Source organism: Streptomyces sp. NBC_00237 (genome assembly GCF_026342435.1).
In the GTDB taxonomy this organism is placed as follows: domain Bacteria; phylum Actinomycetota; class Actinomycetes; order Streptomycetales; family Streptomycetaceae; genus Streptomyces.
Window position 1 is genome coordinate 295509 of record NZ_JAPEMT010000001.1, and the last position, 17055, is coordinate 312563.

Here is a 17055-nt window from a genome sequence, read left to right on the forward strand (position 1 = left end):
GGGCGGTCACCGTGGATCCCCTCATGGACAGCACGCTGTCCGGCCGGTTCGCACGCGGTCTGGCCCTCGCACCGAACCGGCCCGCCCTGCGCGTCGACGGCGTCGAGATCACCTACCGCGAACTGCACGACCGCGCCCTGGTCCTGGCCGGCTCGCTCAGAGCCGGACTGTCCGGCCGGCCACCCGCCGTGGGCGTGCTGGCCGGCAAGGGGCCCACGGCGTACGTCGCCCTGCTGGCCGGCCTGTACAGCGGCGCCACCGTCGTCCCGCTGCAGCCCGCCTTCCCCGTGTCCCGCACCCAGGAGATGATCGAGGCCGCGGGGGTCGGCGCCCTGCTCGCCGACGACGACGCCCTGCCCGCCCTCGACGCCCTGCACGCCGGGGGCGTCCGACTGCCGACGCTGTTCCCGCCGGGCGGGCAGCCGATGCCGCCGATCGCCTGCGACCCGGCCGCCGCCCTGGCGGCACCGGTGCCCGCCCGCCCGTCGGACGTCGCCTACGTGCTCTTCACGTCCGGCTCCACCGGCCGGCCCAAGGGCGTGCCCGTCACCCACGCCAACACCGCGCACTACTTCCACCTGCTCGACGAGCGCTACGACTTCGGGCCCGACGACGTCTTCTCGCAGACCTTCGACCTGAACTTCGACTGCGCGATGTTCGACCTGTTCTGCGCGTGGGGCTCCGGCGCCGCCGTCGTCCCGGTCCCGGCCAGGGCGTACGCGCACCTCCCGGAGTTCGTCGAGGAGCAGGGGGTGACGGTCTGGTTCTCCACACCCAGCGCGATCACCCTGGTGCGGCGCACCGGCGGGCTCGGACCCGGCGCGCTTCCGTCGCTGCGGTGGAGCTTCTTCGCGGGAGAGGCGCTCAGCTGCAAGGACGCCGAGGACTGGGCCGCCGCCGCGCCCGCCTCGACGCTGGAGAACCTCTACGGACCGACCGAACTCACCATCACGGTCACCGCGCACCGCTGGACCCCGGGACGGTACCTGAACGACATGGTGCCCATCGGCGTCGTCCACCCGGGCCACGAGACGCTGCTCCTCGACAGCTCCGGCGTGCCCACCACCGGAGTCGAGGGCGAACTGTGCATCGCCGGGCCCCAGTTGACGGCCGGGTACCTCGACCCGGCGCACGACGAGGGACGGTTCCTGGAACGGGACGGCCACCGCTACTACCGCACCGGCGACCGCGTCCGGCGCGGCGACGACGGCGGCTGGCTCTACCTCGGCCGCCAGGACACCCAGGTCCAGGTGCACGGCATCCGCGTCGAACTCGCCGAGGTGGACGCCGCCACCCGCACCTGCCCGGGCGTCGAGGACGCCGTCTGTGTGGCGGTGCCCGTGGACGGCACGGTGGAGCTGGCCGTCTTCCACACCGGCGAACCCGTGCCACCGGCCCGGCTCGCCCGCCATCTGCGCGAACTGCTGTCGGCCGCCGTCGTGCCGCGCGCCTTCCACCACGTGGACGCGTTCCCCCTCAACTCCAACCGCAAGACCGACCGCAGGCAGCTCACCGCCCTGGCGGCGGCCAGGCGGCAGCCCGCCGGTGGCGCGGCTCCCCCGCGACAGCCCGCGGGTCCCCCACGAAAGGCGGCAGAAGCCGAAGTGAACGGTCAACCGACAGCACGGGCGGCCCGTACCGACGCCCGGGTGCACGACCTGCTCGACGAGGCCACCGCCGAGCGGCCCGACGCCCCCGCGGTCTCCGACAGCTCGGGCCGCTGGACCTACCGCGAACTGGCCGACCACAGCCACGCCGTCGACGCCTGGCTCGAAGGGCACGGCATCGGCCACGGCGACCGGGTCCTCGTCCAACTGCCCAGCACCCGCGAACTGGTGGCGCTGGTCTACGGCGCGGCCCGCCGAGGTGCCGTCCTGGTGCCCCTGAACACCGGCATGAAGGACTACCAGCTGCGTGCGGTCGTCGCGAACGCCGAACCGTCCCTGGTCGTCGTCACCGATGCCGCCGTGGAGCGGATCGCCGCCGTCGCCGAGGGAGTCCCCGTCATCGGCCTCGGCGAGGCGTGGCGGGCCGTCACCACACTGCACGCGCAAGGCGCCCGCTCCGGCGGAGCCCCGGTCGGACCCGACGACATCGCCGTGCTCGTCTACACCTCCGGTTCGACGGCCACCCCGAAGGGCGTGATCTGCCCGCACGGCCGGATGGTCTTCGCCACCGAGGCCATCAACCTCGAACTCGGCTACGGTCCCGACGACGTGGTGTTCTGCCGCTTCCCCATCTCCTGGGACTACGGCCTCTACAAGGTGCTGCTCACCGCGGCAGGGCGCAGCGAACTCGTGCTCGCCGACGGCGAGTCCGACCTGGTGCTGCTGCGCCGCATCCGGGAGACCGGCGCCACCGTCGTACCGATCGTGCCGTCCCTCGCGGCCATGATCTGCGCACTCGCCGAACGTGAGCCGCAGCAGCAGTCCCGGGTGCGCATGTTCACCAACACCGGGGCCGCACTGCCCAAGTCCACCGCCAGCGGGCTGCGTTCGGCGTTCCCCGGCGCGGACGTGATCATCCAGTTCGGGCAGACGGAGTGCAAGCGCGTCTCCGTGCTCCCGGCCTCCCACCAGGACGCCAAGCCGGACTCGGTCGGCCGCCCGCTGCCCGGCACGCGCGCCTTCGCCGTCGACGAGGAAGGCAACGCGCTCCAGCCCTGGCAGACGGGCGAGATCGTGGTCGAGGGACCGCACGTCATGCCCGGCTACTGGCGCGCGCCCGAGCAGACCGCCCATGCCTTCCGCCCCGCGCCCGACGGCGGACTGCGGTTGCACACCGGCGACTTCGGCCACGTCGACGAGGACGGCTTCCTCTACTACGAGGGCCGCCGCGACGACATGTTCAAGCACAAGGGCGTACGCATGAGCACCACGGAGATCGAGAGCGCCGCCGCCGACATCCCCGGCGTCCGCGCCGCCGCCGTACTGCCACCCGCCCCCGGCCGCGGCCTCACCGTGTTCACCGAGGGAGACATCGACCCGCACACCGTGCTCAAGGAACTCTCGCTGCGCCTCGAACCGGCCAAGGTGCCCGGGGTGAGCCGCGTCGTGGCCGAGCTTCCGCTCACCCCGCACGGCAAGCACGACCGCAAGCAGCTCGCCCTCCTCCTGGAAGGAAACACCCCGTGACCGGCCCCACCGAGCTCGCCGAGCGCTTCGGTACCCCGTCCTTCGTCTACGACCTGGACCGGGTGGCGAAGGCCCGCGACGACCTGTTCGCCGCGCTGCCCGAGGGGACCGAGGTGTTCTACGCCGCGAAGGCGAACCCGCACCCCGAGCTCCTGAGGGAACTGCGCTCCGGCGGCTGCCGCGCCGAGGTCAGTTCCGTCGGCGAACTCGACGCGGCCCTCCAGGCGGGCTTCGCCGGCGAGGAGATCCTCTACACCGGCCCCGGCAAGACCACAGAGGAGCTGACCGAGGCCCTCACCCGGGGCGTCCGGCTCTTCTCCACCGAGTCCTACGGCGACCTGCGCCGCGTCGGCGAGACGGCGCACGGGCTCGGCATCACCGCCGACTGCCTGATCCGCGTCAACAACGCCACGGGCACCGCCGCCACCAGCATCCGCATGACGGGCGTGCCCTCGCAGTTCGGCTTCGACAGCGAGACCCTTCCCGGCCTCGCCGCCGACCTGCGCGAGGTGCCCGGCACCACCATCGTCGGGCTGCACCTCTTCCCGCTGAGCAACGCCAAGGACGAGGCGAGCCTCATCGCCGAGTTCCGCCACACCGTCGCCACGGCCGCCGCCCTCCAGGAGGCCCTCGGCGTCACCTTCCGCCTGGTCGACATCGGTGGCGGATTCGCCGCACCGTACGCGGTGCAGGGCGAGCGGCCGGTCTACGGCGAGCTGCGCGCCGCCCTCTCGGAGGCGCTCGACGAGCACTTCCCCGGCTGGCGCGGGGGCACGCCCCGCATCGCCTGCGAGTCGGGCCGCTACCTGGTCGCCGATAGCGGCACCCTGCTCACCACCGTCGTCAACGTCAAGGACAGCCGCGGCCAGCGCTACCTGGTCCTGGACGCCGGCATCAACACCTTCGGCGGCATGTCCGGACTCGGGCGCATCATGCCCGTGAACGTCGAGCCCCACGAGTCCCTGGGCCCCGACGGCACCCCCGTGAGCCTCGCCGGGCCGCTGTGCACCCCCGGCGACCTGCTCGGCCGGAACGTCTCCCTGCCGTCGGAGGCGGGCGACCTGCTGACCGTGCCCAACGCCGGCTCCTACGGCCCCACGGCCAGCCTTCTGATGTTCCTCGGCAGGCCCGCCCCCGCCGAGGTCGTCGTCCGAGGAGACACCGTCGTCTCCGTCTCCCGCATCGAACACACGCGTACCTACGAACACGGACAGGCCCTGTGATGAGCCCCTTAACCACGTCCCCCACCCCCGACGACCAGCCCGTGCTGGTGGCCGGAGGCATCTCCGACTCCCACACCTGGAACCTCGTCTACCTCCAGCTCCTCCTGGAGGAGCACGGCCACCGCGTCGTCAACCTCGGCCCCTGCGTCCCCGAGGAACTGCTGATCGCCCAGGCCCGGGCCCACCGCCCGGCCCTCATCGTGGTCAGCAGCGTCAACGGCCACGGCTACCACGACGGCATGCGGACCGTGACCCGGCTGCGCGAGCACCCCGAACTCGCCGGTGTGCCCGCCGTCATCGGCGGCAAGCTGGGCATCGCCGGACCCTGCGGCGACGACGAGGTGGCCGCGCTGCGCGCCGCCGGCTACGACGAGGTGTTCGACGACAGCGCCGCGGGCATCGACGCCTTCGTGCGGATGCTCGACGCGCTGCCGCAGCGGGCCCTGGTGTGACCGGTGCCGGGTTCGGCGCGTTCGTGCGCCGGGCTCACGACGCCGGCCGCCTGGTGGTCCAGCCCCGGATGGGAATGAGCAGCCCGGAACGCATGCGGGCCGGGCTGCTCGCCACCCGGGACACCGAGGCGACCACCGTCGGCACGATCACCCTGGACAGCTACACCCGGGTCGGTGACCTGGAGTCGGCCAAGCTGGCCGTCCTGGAGGACGTCGCCCTCAACGGCTACCCGATCGTGAGCCACGAGAGGGCCACCACGCTGAGCGTGCTCGACGGCATCCACGGCCCCGGCTTCCCGGTGCAGGTCCGGCACGGCTCGGCCGCACCGCAGGACATCTTCCGGGCGCTGACGGAGGTCGGGCTCGACGCCTCCGAGGGCGGTCCTGTCTCCTACTGCCTGCCGTACGGCCGGGTCCCGCTGCGGGAGTCCGTGGCGCACTGGGCGCAGTCGTGCGAAGTGTTCGCCACCCTGCGCGAGCGGGGCGGCGAACCGCACCTGGAGACGTTCGGCGGCTGTGTCCTCGGCCAGCTCTGCCCGCCCAGCCTGCTGGTGGCGGTGAGTGTCCTGGAGGCGATCTTCTTCCGGCGCCACGGCATCCGGAGCATTTCGCTGAGTTACGCACAGCAGACCGATCCGCGTCAGGACGCCGAAGCGGTGGCCGCGCTGCGGAGTCTGTGCGCGCGATTCCTGCCGGACACCGAATGGCACGTCGTCGTCTACGCGTACATGGGACTGTTTCCGGAAACCGAGCAGGGCGCCTACCGGCTGCTCGGGAAGGCCGCGGAACTCGCCGTCTCCAGCGGCTCCGAACGCATCATCGTGAAAACCGTCGCGGAATCCCGCCGCATTCCGACCGTGGCCGAAAACGTCACCGCACTCGAATACGCGGCGAAGGTCGCGGCCCGCACCTCGCGATCCCCGCTCGAAGGCACCGGAACGCAGACGTACGCGGAGGCGTCGGCGCTGGTCAACAGGGTGCTGGAGCTGGACGACGACCTCGGGAAGGCGCTGCTGTCGGCGTTCGCCGAGGGATTTCTCGACGTTCCCTACTGTCTGCATCCGGACAACGCCGGATTCAGCCGGAGTTTTATCGACGCGGACGGACGGCTGGGCTGGTCCGACATCGGAAAGATGCCGCTCGACGGCATCGCCGACGTCCGGCCCGTGCAGGCCATCACCTCCGCGGATCTGCTCGGATCCCTTTCCTATGTGCGCCGTTCGTACGACCGGTACGACCCCGAGGAGACCGAGCGCCTCGAAGGCGTCCACCCCTAGGGGTGCTTAAGGGTGTGGCCTTTCCCGGGCTGTCACTACCGTGAGGAAAAAGGCGAGGTAGCCGTGTCGGCCGAAAGTGGAGATGCGTTGATGAACGGGCCCGGATCCGACTCAGCCCTGGCGCGACGGCTCGCGACAGCCGTGCCGTCCCAGCACCGCAGGCTGGTGACCGAACTCGTGCGCACGGCCGTGGCCGAGGCCATCGAGGCCGCCAGGCCGGGCACGGTGGACGTGATCGAGGCGGGCACGTCGTTCGCCGCGCTGGGACTCGACTCGCTGGCCGCGGTCGATCTGCACCGGCGGCTGGTGGAGCGGACGGGACTGGACCTGCCGGTCGGTGTCGCCTACGACTGCCCGACCGTCCACGACCTGGCCGCCCGGCTGCTCACCGAGGCCGAAGGACGGGTGGCGGAGCACGCCGGGACGTCCGGTGAGCCGTCCGGCGAACCGTCCGCCGACGAGCCGATCGCGGTCGTCGGCATCGGCTGCCGCTTCCCCGGCGGGATCTCCTCGCCCGCGGACCTCTGGCAGCTGCTCGCCGACGGCGGGGACGTCCTGTCCGGCTTCCCCCAGGACCGGGGCTGGGACCTGGCCGCCCTCTACGACGAGGACCCCGAGGTCCCCGGCAGCACCTACGTGCGCAGCGGCGGATTCCTCGACACGGCCACCGCGTTCGACGCCGAGTTCTTCGGCATCAGCCCGCGTGAGGCGCTCGGCATGGACCCGCAGCAGCGGCTCGTCCTGGAGACGTCCTGGCAGGCACTGGAGGACGCCGGCATCGACCCGACCGGCCTGCGCGGCAGCGCGGCCGGGGTGTTCTTCGGCGCCGAGGTCCAGGAGTACGGGCCGCGCCTGCACGACGCCCCCGACGGCATGGACGCCTACCTCCTCGCCGGGAACGCCTCCAGCGTCATCTCCGGCCGGGTCGCCTACGTACTGGGCACGGAGGGGCCGGCGGTCACCGTCGACACGGCCTGCTCCGCCTCCCTGGTCGCCGTGCACCTCGCGTGCCGCTCCCTGCGGCAGGGCGAGTCGTCGCTGGCGCTCGCGGGGGGCGTCGCCGTCATGGGCGGCCCCGGCGTGTTCACCGCCTTCAGCCGCCAGCGGGGCCTGGCGCCCGACGGCCGCTGCAAGCCCTTCGCGGACGCCGCCGACGGCACCGGATTCGCCGAGGGCGTCGGCGTGCTGGTCCTGGAGCGGCTGAGCGAGGCCCGCCGCAACGGCCACCGCGTGCTGGCCGTCGTACGCGGCTCCGCCGTCAACCAGGACGGCGCCTCCAACGGACTGACCGCGCCCAACGGCATGTCCCAGCAGCGGCTGATCCGCCGGGCCCTGCACGACGCCGGCCTCGCCCCGGCCGACGTCGACGTGGTCGAGGCGCACGGCACCGGCACCCGGTTGGGCGACCCCATCGAGGCCACCGCGCTCCTCGCCACCTACGGCCAGGACCGCCCCGCCGACGCCCCCCTGCTGCTCGGCTCGGTGAAGTCCAACCTCGGCCACACCCAGGCCGCCGCGGGCGTCGCGGGAATGATCAAGACGATCTCCGCCATGCGGCACGGCCAGGTGCCGGCGACCCTGCACGTCGACGAACCCACCGCGCACGTCAACTGGTCGTCGGGGGCGGTGGAACTCGTCACCGAGCTGCGGCCGTGGCCGAAGAGCGACCGGGTCCGCCGCGCGGGCGTGTCGTCGTTCGGCGTCAGCGGGACCAACGCGCACATCATCCTGGAACAGCCCGAGCCCGATCCCGAGTCCGCTGCCACCGTGGCGGACACCCGCCCGGCCCTCCCCGCCGGTACGCCGCTGCCCTTCGCGCTGTCGGCCAGGGGCGAGGCCGCCCTGCGGGCCCGCGCCGCCGACCTGCTGCCCCTGGCCGACACGGTGGAACCGCTCGACCTCGCACACTCGCTGGCCACCACCCGGGCGGCGCTGCCCGAACGGGCCGTCCTCGTCGCCGCCGACCGTGACGAACTCCGCGCCGCACTCAGCGAGTTGGCCTCCGGCGCCACCCCCCTGGGCGGGCGGGCCGACGGCGAACTGGGCTTCCTGTTCACCGGACAGGGCAGCCAGCGCATCGGCATGGGCCGTGAACTCGCCGCCGCGTACCCGGTGTTCGACGACGCCCTCGACGCCGCCTGCGCCCACTTCGACCTCCAGCTCGCCCGACCGCTGAAGGACGTCCTGTTCGCCGAGCCCGGCACCCCCGACGCCGAGCTGCTGCACCGCACCGAGTACGCGCAGCCCGCCCTGTTCGCCGTGGAGGTCGCCCTCTTCCGGCTGCTGGAGAGCTGGGGCCTGACGCCGGACCAGCTCGCCGGGCACTCCGTCGGCGAGATAGCCGCCGCCCACGCCGCCGGTGTCCTGACCCTCCAGGACGCCACGATCCTGGTCGCCGCCCGAGGCCGGCTCATGCAACGGCTCCCCGAGGGCGGCGCCATGATCGCCGTACGCGCCACCGAGGACGAGGTGGCGCCGCTGCTCACCCCGGACACCGGCATCGCCGCCGTGAACGGGCCCGCAGCCGTCGTGGTCTCCGGCGGGGCGACCGCCGTGGAGGCCATCGCCGCCGAACTCGCGGCCCGGGGCCACGACACCAAGCGGCTGCGGGTCAGCCACGCCTTCCACTCGCCGCTCATGGAACCGATGCTGGCCGAGTTCCGCCGCGTCGTGCACGTCCTGGACTACGCGCCGCCGAAGCTCCCCGTGGTGTCGACCGTCACCGGCGAGCCCGTCACCTCGGAACTGTGCGATCCCGAGTACTGGGTCGAGCACGTGCGCGCCCGGGTCCGCTTCCACGACGCCCTGCGGACCCTCGTCGACGGCGGCGTCCGTACGTTCCTGGAGATCGGCCCCGACGCGGTGCTGTCCGCCATGGGGCCCGACTCCACCGACGAGCCCGCCGCCGTCTTCCTGCCGGTGCTGCGGCGCGACCGGCCCGAGGCCCGCGAAGCCGTGGGCGCGCTCGCCGCCGCCCACGCCCGGGGCGTACCCGTCGACTGGCAGCGGCACTTCGCCGCGCTCGGCGGGCAGCGCAGCGACCTGCCCGGCTACCCGTTCCAGCGGCGCCGGTTCTGGCTGGAGCAGGGCACCGCCACCGACGCCACCGGCCTCGGCCAGCTGCCCGAGGGACACCCGCTGCTCGCGGCCGTGGTCGCGGTCGGCGCCGAAGGTGTCGTCCTCACCGGACGGCTCTCCGTCCGGACCCAGCCCTGGCTCGCCGACCACGTCATCGGCGGCCGGGTGCTGTTCCCCGGCACCGCCTTCGTCGAACTCGCCCTGCGCGCGGGCTCGCACGTCGGCGCGGCCACGCTGGAGGAGCTGACCCACGGCGCCCCGCTGGTCCTGCGCGCCGACGAGGACGTCGCCGTCCAGGTCGCCGTCGGCGAACCCGACGACACCGGCCGCCGCACGGTCACGGTGCACTCGCGCGGCGACGGCGCGGCCCCCTGGACCCAGCACGCCGCCGGCGTCCTCACCGCCACGGCCCCCGCCGAGGGCGCCGGACTGACCGCGTGGCCCCCGGCGGGAGCCACGCCCCTCGACACCACGGGCGTCTACCCGGACCTCGCCGACCAGGGCTACGGCTACGGCCCCGCCTTCCAGGGGCTGCGGGCCGCCTGGCGGCACGGCGACGACGTCTACGCCGAGGTCGCCCTCCCCCAGGACGCCTCGGCGCACGCGGGCGAGTTCGGCCTGCACCCGGCGCTGCTCGACGCCGCCCTGCACGCCGCCGACCTGGACACCCCGCCGCGCGACGAGGTGCTGGTGCCGTTCGCCTGGACCGGCGTCACCCTGCACGCCGCGGGTGCTCCGGCCCTCCGCGTCAAGATCACCCGCAGTGGTGGCGACACCATCGCCCTGCGCCTCGCCGACGCCACCGGCGCCCCGGTGGCCGACATCGAGGGCCTGACCTCCCGCCCGGTGCCGGACGGAGAGGTCCTGTACTCCGTGCGGTGGAAGGCCCGCCCCCGACCGGAGACCACCGCGCGGCTGCGGATCGCCGTCCTGGCGGACGGGGCCGACGGCCCGATCGACGGTCTGACCGACGGCCCGATCGACGGCCCGATCGACGGCCTGATTGACGGTCTGATTGACGGCCAAGCACCGGACGCCGTGGTGCACCGCATCCCCGGCCCGGCCGACGCGGACGCCGAAACGGCCCTCGACCACGTCCACCGGGTGCTGCGGCTGCTGCGCGCCTGGCAGACCGACGAGCGCCTCACCGACACCCGGCTCGTCGTCGTCACCCCGCCGCACAGCCCGGCCCACGCGGCCGTCCGCGGCCTGGTCCGCTCCGCCCAGGCGGAGAACCCCGGCCGGTACGTCCTCGTCGAGCACGAAGCGCTGCCCGCCGACGCCGACCTGCACGCGGTCCTCGCCACCGACGAACCCGAAGTCACCCTCACCGACGGCGGATTCGGCGTGCCGCGCCTGGCCGTACAGCCCTCGGGCGAACCCGTCCCCGCCGCCGACTGGGGCACCGTCCTCGTCACGGGTGGCACCGGCGGCCTCGGCGCGCTGGTCGCCCGCCACCTGGTCCACGCCCACGGGGTACGCGACCTGCTCCTCGTCGGCCGACGCGGCACGGCCCCCGAACTCGTCGCCGAACTCACCGCGCTCGGCGCCGAGGTGACCGTGGCCGCCTGCGACGTCGGCGACCGCGAGGCACTGCGCCGACTGCTCGCGGAACACCCCGTCGACTCCGTCGTGCACGCCGCGGGCACCGTCCGCGACGGCATCGTGGACACCCTCACCGACGAGATGGTCGACGAGGTCTTCCGGGCCAAGGCGCGGGGCGCCTGGCACCTGCACGAGCTGACCCTCGACCGGCCACTCGCGCACTTCGTGCTGTTCTCCTCCCTCTCCGCCGTCCTCGACGGCCCCGGGCAGGGCAACTACGCCGCCGCCAACGCCTACCTCGACGCCCTGGCCGAACACCGCTGTGCCCTCGGCCTGCCCGCCACCGCCCTCGGGTGGGGCCTGTGGGACACCGACAGCGGCATGGGGGCCGCACTGGACGGACCGGCCCGCGAACGCATCGCCGCCTACGGCATCCCCGGTCTGTCCGCCGAACGCTCCCTGGAACTGTTCGACGCCGCCCTGCGCTCCCGCGCGCCCCGCCTGGTGCCGGTGGAGCTGGACGCCGCCGCCGTACGCCGCCGCCCCGACGGCATACCGCCGTTGCTGACCGGCCTCGTCCGCCCCGTCACCCGCCGCGCCTCGGCGGCCACCGCCACCCCGGCCGCCCCGGGCGGCCACCTGACCGCACTGCCCGCCGCCGACCGCGACCGGGCCCTCCTCGAACTCGTCAGGACCGAGGTCGCGGCCGTCCTGAGGCACGACGGACCCTCCGCGATCGACCCCGGCCGCGCCTTCACCGAGCTGGGCTTCGACTCGCTCGCCGCCGTCGAACTGCGCAACCGGCTCAACACCGTCACCGGGCTGCGGCTGCCCGCCACCCTCGTCTTCGACCACCCCTCCTCCCGCGCCCTCGCCGACCACATCCGCGCCACCCTCTTCGGCGCCGCCCCGGCCGAGAGCGCCGTCCCCGCCACCCGCACCGCGACCGACGACGACCCGATCGTCATCGTCGGCATGGGCTGCCGCTACCCCGGCGGGGTCCGCTCCCCGGAGGACCTGTGGCGGCTCGTCGCCGACGGCGTCGACGCGGTCGGCGACTTCCCGGCCGACCGGGGCTGGGACACCGAGGCGCTGTACGACCCGGAGCCCGGCACCCCCGGCCGCACCTACGCCAAGGAGGGCGCCTTCCTGTACGACGCGGCCGAGTTCGACGCCGGGTTCTTCGGCATCAGCCCCCGCGAGGCCACCGCCATGGACCCGCAGCAGCGGCTCCTCCTGGAGGTGTCCTGGGAAGCCCTGGAACGCGCCGCCATCGACCCGCACCGGCTGCGCGGCTCCCGTACCGGCGTCTTCGCGGGCGTCATGTACCACGACTACGGCAGCTGGCTGTCCGAGGTCCCCGAAGACCTCGCCGCCTACCTCGGCAACGGCAGCCTCGGCAGCGTCGTCTCCGGACGGGTCGCCTACGCCCTCGGCCTGGAAGGGCCCGCGGTCACCGTCGACACCGCCTGCTCCTCCTCCCTGGTCACCCTGCACCTGGCCGCCCAGGCCCTGCGGCAGGGCGAGTGCGATCTCGCGCTCGTCGGCGGCGTCACCGTGATGTCGACGCCGGACACCTTCGTCGACTTCGCCCGTCAGCGCGGACTGGCCGCCGACGGCCGCTGCAAGTCCTTCGCCGCCTCGGCCGACGGCACCGGCTGGGGCGAGGGCGCCGGAATGATCCTCGTGGAGCGGCTCTCCGACGCACGCCGCAACGGCCACCACGTCCTGGCCGTACTGCGCGGCTCCGCCGTCAACTCCGACGGCGCCTCCAACGGGCTCACCGCCCCCAACGGCCCCTCCCAGCAGCGCGTCATCCGCGCCGCACTGACCGCAGCCGGACTCACCCCGGCCGACGTCGACGCCGTCGAGGCGCACGGCACCGGCACCACTCTCGGCGACCCGATCGAGGCCCAGGCGCTGCTCGCCGCCTACGGCCAGGACCGCGACGAACCGCTGTGGCTGGGCTCCGTCAAGTCCAACATGGGGCACACCCAGGCCGCCGCAGGAGTCGCCGGCGTCATCAAGATGGTGATGGCGATGCGGCACGGCACCCTGCCGAAGACCCTGCACGTCGACGCACCCTCCGACCAGGTCGACTGGAGCGCCGGTGCCGTACGGCTCCTCACCGAGCAGCGCCCCTGGCGGACGCCGGAGAGGCCGCGCCGCGCCGCCGTCTCGTCCTTCGGGATCAGCGGCACCAACGCCCACGTGATCCTGGAGGAGTTCACCGCGCCCGAGCTCCCGCAGACGGACCCCGCCACCGCCCCGCCGGTGCTCGCCCTGCCCGTCTCCGCCCGCTCGCCCGAGGCGCTGCGCGGCCAGGCCCGCCGTCTCCTCGGCCTCACCGGCGCCGCACCCGCCGACCTCGGTCTCGCCCTCTCCACCACCCGGGGCAACCACCCCCACCGGGCCGTCCTCCTGACGACCGGCGACGACCAGACGGCCACCGCGCTGGACGCCCTGTCCCGGGGCGCCGAGGCACCGGGGCTGCTCGTCACCGGCACCGGCACCGACGGCAGCCTGGCCTACCTGTTCTCCGGGCAGGGCGCCCAGCGGCCCGGCATGGGCCGCGACTGGTACGACGCCTTCCCCGTCTACGCCGAGCACTTCGACCGGACCGCCGCACTCTTCGACAAGCACCTCGAACGGCCCCTGGCCGAGGTCGTCCTCGACGAGGACGCGAAGACCCTGGAGCAGACCGCCTACACCCAGGCCGCCCTGTTCACCACCCAGGTCGCCCTGTACCGGCTCCTGGAGTCCTTCGGACTGCGCCCGGACTGGCTCGCCGGGCACTCCGTCGGCGAGTTCGCCGCCGCGCACGTCGCGGGCGTCTGGTCGCTGGAGGACGCCGTCACCGTGGTCGCCGCCCGGGGCCGGCTCATGCAGGCGCTGCCCGAGGGCGGCGCCATGATCGCCGTACAGGCGTCCGAGGACGAGGTGACGCCGCACCTCGACGAACGGTGCGCCGTCGCCGCGGTCAACGGCCCCCGCGCGGTGGTCGTCTCCGGCGACGAGGACGCCGTCACCGAGGTCGCCGCCCACTTCAGGACCACGCGCAGGCTGCGGGTCTCGCACGCCTTCCACTCGCCGCGCATGGAGCCCATGCTCGCCGCGTTCGCGGCGGTCATGGACTCCGTCGTGGCCGGGGAACCGGCCGTGCCGATCGTCTCCACCCTCACCGGGGCCCCGGCCACCCCGGCCGAACTCGGTTCCACCGACTACTGGGTACGGCACGTGCGGCAGACCGTGCGCTTCGCCGACGCCGTCGCCACCCTGGCCGCCAAGGGGGCCGGCACCTTCCTCGAACTCGGCGCCGCACCCGTCCTCACCGCCATGGGCCCCGACTGCCTGCCCGACGCCTTCGACACCTCAGACGCCTCCGGTGCCTCAGACGCCTCCGGTGCCTACGACGTCTCCGGCGTCTCCGGCGCCGACGACACCGCCTTCGTCTCCACCGCCCGCAAGGACACCGCCCAGCTGCCCGGCCTGCTCGCCGCCCTGGCCACCGTCCACACCCGGGGTTTCGACGTCGACTGGGCCGTCCTGTACGCGACGTACGCGGGCCGCCCCGTCGACCTGCCGACCTATTCCTTCGACCACCACCGGTACTGGCTGCCCACCGCCCCGGTCGCCGTCGGCGACGCCGAGGGCCACGGGCTCGCCGCCACCGGCCACCCGCTGGTGAGCGCCCACCTGGAACTGCCCGAGGACGCCGGACTGCTGCTCACCGGCCGGATCTCCACCGCCACCCACCCGGTCCTCGCGGAGCACGCCGTACTGGGCACGGTCCTGGTGCCCGGCGCCGCCCTGATCGACCTGGCCCTGTACGCGGGCCGCCTCACCGGCCGCCCCACCGTCGAGGAACTGACCCTCCAGGCCCCGCTGGTGCTGCCCGCCGACACAGCGGTACGCCTCCAGGTCGCCGCCCGCCCCGACGGCACCGTCGAGATCCACTCACGCGCCGAGAACGCCCCGGCCGACGAGGGCTGGACCCGGCACGCCACCGGCACCCTCACCGACGCCGCACCCGTCCCCCCGGCCGCCCCCGGCACCTGGCCCCCGCCCGGTGCCACCGCGCTCGACGTCACCGGCCTCTACCCGCGCATGCACGCCGAGGGCTACGACTACGGCCCCGTCTTCCGAGGCGTACGAGCCGCCTGGCGGGACGGCGACACGCTGCTCGCCGAGCTCGAACTGCCCGCCGAGGCACGGCAGGACGCCGCCGGGCACTCCCTGCACCCGGCGCTGCTCGACTCCGCCCTGCACACCACGTCCCTGCTGGACGGCGACCCGGGGACCGACGACCCGTCCCGGGGGATCGCGCTGCCCTTCGCCTGGACCGGGGTCTCCCTGCACGCCCAGGGCGGCATCGCGGCCCGGGTCCGCGTCACCCCCGGCCCCGACGGCACCCGCATCGAACTCGCGGACACCGGGGGAAACCCCCTCGCCACCGTCGAGTCCTACGTCACCCGCCCCGTCTCCGCCGACCGGCTCACCCGACAGCAGCGCCACCTCTACACCGTCACCGACGAGGCACTGCCCGAAGCCGCAGGACGCTCCGACCGCCGCACCTGGGCGGTCCTCGGCGACGACGGCCTCGGCCTCGGCGCCCCGCTGCACGCCGGCCTGGACGCACTCGGCGCCACCGTGCCCGACGTGGTGATCCTGCCCGTCACCGCACCGCACACCGAGGGCGACCGGCTGCCCGGCGTCGTACGCGCCGTCCTGGACCGCACGCTGGAGACCCTCCAGGCATGGTCCGCCGGTGACCGCTACGCCGGATCGACGCTCCTGGTCCTCACCGGGGGCACCCTCGCCGACGCCGCCGTGCACGGGCTGGTGCGGGCCGCGCAGGCCGAGGACCCCGGCCGCATCGTCCTCGTCGGCCGGGACGCACCCGACGCACCCGTCCCCGACCGGTCCGCGATGGCCGCACTGCTCGACTCGGGGGAACCGGAGATCCGCTGGCGCGACGGCCGCGCGCACGCACCCCGTCTGGTCCGCGCCGAGGAGCCCGGCTCCGCCCCGCAGGACTGGGGCACCGTCCTCGTCACCGGCGGCACCGGCGGCCTCGGCGCTCTCGTGGCCCGCCACCTGGCCACCCGGCACGGCGTCACCCGCCTGGTCCTGACGAGCCGCCGAGGACCCGACGCGCCCGGCGCGGGCCGACTGCGCGCCGACCTCCTGGAGCTGGGCGCCGAGGCCGAGATCGTCGCCTGCGACGTGGCCGACCGCGACGCGCTCGCCGCCCTGCTCACCGCACACCCCGTCGACAGCGTCGTGCACACCGCCGGTGTCCTCGACGACGGCCTCGTCACCTCCCTGACGCCGGCCCGGCTCGACACCGTCCTGCGGCCCAAGGCGGACGCGGCCTGGCACCTGCACGAACTCACCCTCGACCGGGGCCTCGCGCACTTCGTGCTGTTCTCCTCGGCCGCCGGCACCATCGACGCCTCCGGACAGGGCAACTACGCCGCGGCCAACGTCTTCCTCGACGCCCTGGCCGCCCACCGCGCCGCACTCGGCCTGCCCGCCACGTCCCTCGCCTGGGGCCTGTGGTCCGGCGGCGGCATGGGCGCCGCCCTCGACCCCGCCGAGGTCCAGCGCATCGAACGCTCCGGCATCGGAGCGCTCGACCCCGACGAGGGCCTCGGCCTCTTCGACGCCTCCGTGACGTCCGCCGGCCCCGCCCTGGTGCCCGTACGACTGGACACCGCGGCCCTGCGCCGGCGCGGCGACGACCTCCCGGCCGTACTGCGCACCCTGGCGGGCGTCACCGCCGCCCGGGCCACCGCCGACGACCGGACCAGGACCCTCGGCGGGCGGCTCGCCGAACTCCCCGCCGCCGACCACGAACACACCGTGCTCGAAGCGGTCCGCACCGAGATCGCCGCCGTCCTCGGCCACGCCGGGCCCGCCGCCGTCGAACCCCGCCGCGCCTTCACCGAGCTGGGCTTCGACTCGCTCGCCGCGGTGGAACTGCGCAACCGGCTCAACACGGTCAGCGGACTGCGCCTGCCGTCCACCCTGATCTTCGACTACGCCACCCCGGTGGTGCTCGCCGCGTACCTCCTCGAAAGGCTCCTCCCCAGCCCCGAGGGCGCGCCGGACACCCCGGCCGCCGCCGACCACGGCGACGACGAGGTGCGCGCCCTGATCTCCCGTATCCCCGTCGACCGCATCCGTGGCGCCGGCCTGCTGGACAGCCTGCTGAAGCTGTCCGATCCGACGCAGGCACCGGCAGCCGAGGCAGCCGCCCCGGCCGTGGACGTCAAGTCCATGTCCGTGGCCGACCTCGTGCGCGCCGCACTCGACCGCAGCAGCACCCAGTGACCCAGCCCCC

5 protein-coding genes are annotated in these 17055 nt (G+C 74.3%); all 5 read left to right on the forward strand.

What is annotated here, in order from left to right:
* Positions 1–23 precede the first annotated feature (23 nt).
* The 5 genes from OG897_RS01215 to OG897_RS01235 all read left to right on the forward strand — a co-directional run bounded on the left by OG897_RS01215 (position 24) and on the right by OG897_RS01235 (position 17045).
* Positions 24–3134, forward strand: a complete 3111-nt coding sequence (locus OG897_RS01215; RefSeq protein ID WP_266651977.1) for an amino acid adenylation domain-containing protein — start codon at positions 24–26, stop codon at positions 3132–3134.
* On the forward strand, positions 3131–4357 hold the full coding sequence (locus OG897_RS01220; protein WP_266651979.1) for a type III PLP-dependent enzyme: 1227 nt from the start codon (positions 3131–3133) through the stop codon (positions 4355–4357). The genes OG897_RS01215 and OG897_RS01220 overlap by 4 nt, the downstream gene beginning before the upstream one ends.
* Complete coding sequence (locus OG897_RS01225; RefSeq protein ID WP_266651981.1) at positions 4354–4809, forward strand: cobalamin B12-binding domain-containing protein; 456 nt, start codon at positions 4354–4356, stop codon at positions 4807–4809. Before OG897_RS01220 ends, OG897_RS01225 begins: the two co-directional genes overlap by 4 nt.
* The gene (locus tag OG897_RS01230) at positions 4806–6086 is read left to right on the forward strand and encodes a methylaspartate mutase (protein WP_266651983.1); all 1281 of its coding nucleotides are present in this window, start codon (positions 4806–4808) and stop codon (positions 6084–6086) included. Before OG897_RS01225 ends, OG897_RS01230 begins: the two co-directional genes overlap by 4 nt.
* Before the next feature lie 90 nt (positions 6087–6176).
* A complete protein-coding gene (locus OG897_RS01235; RefSeq protein ID WP_266651985.1) occupies positions 6177–17045 on the forward strand; it encodes a type I polyketide synthase in 10869 nt (3622 codons plus the stop codon).
* Positions 17046–17055: the final 10 nt, after the last annotated feature.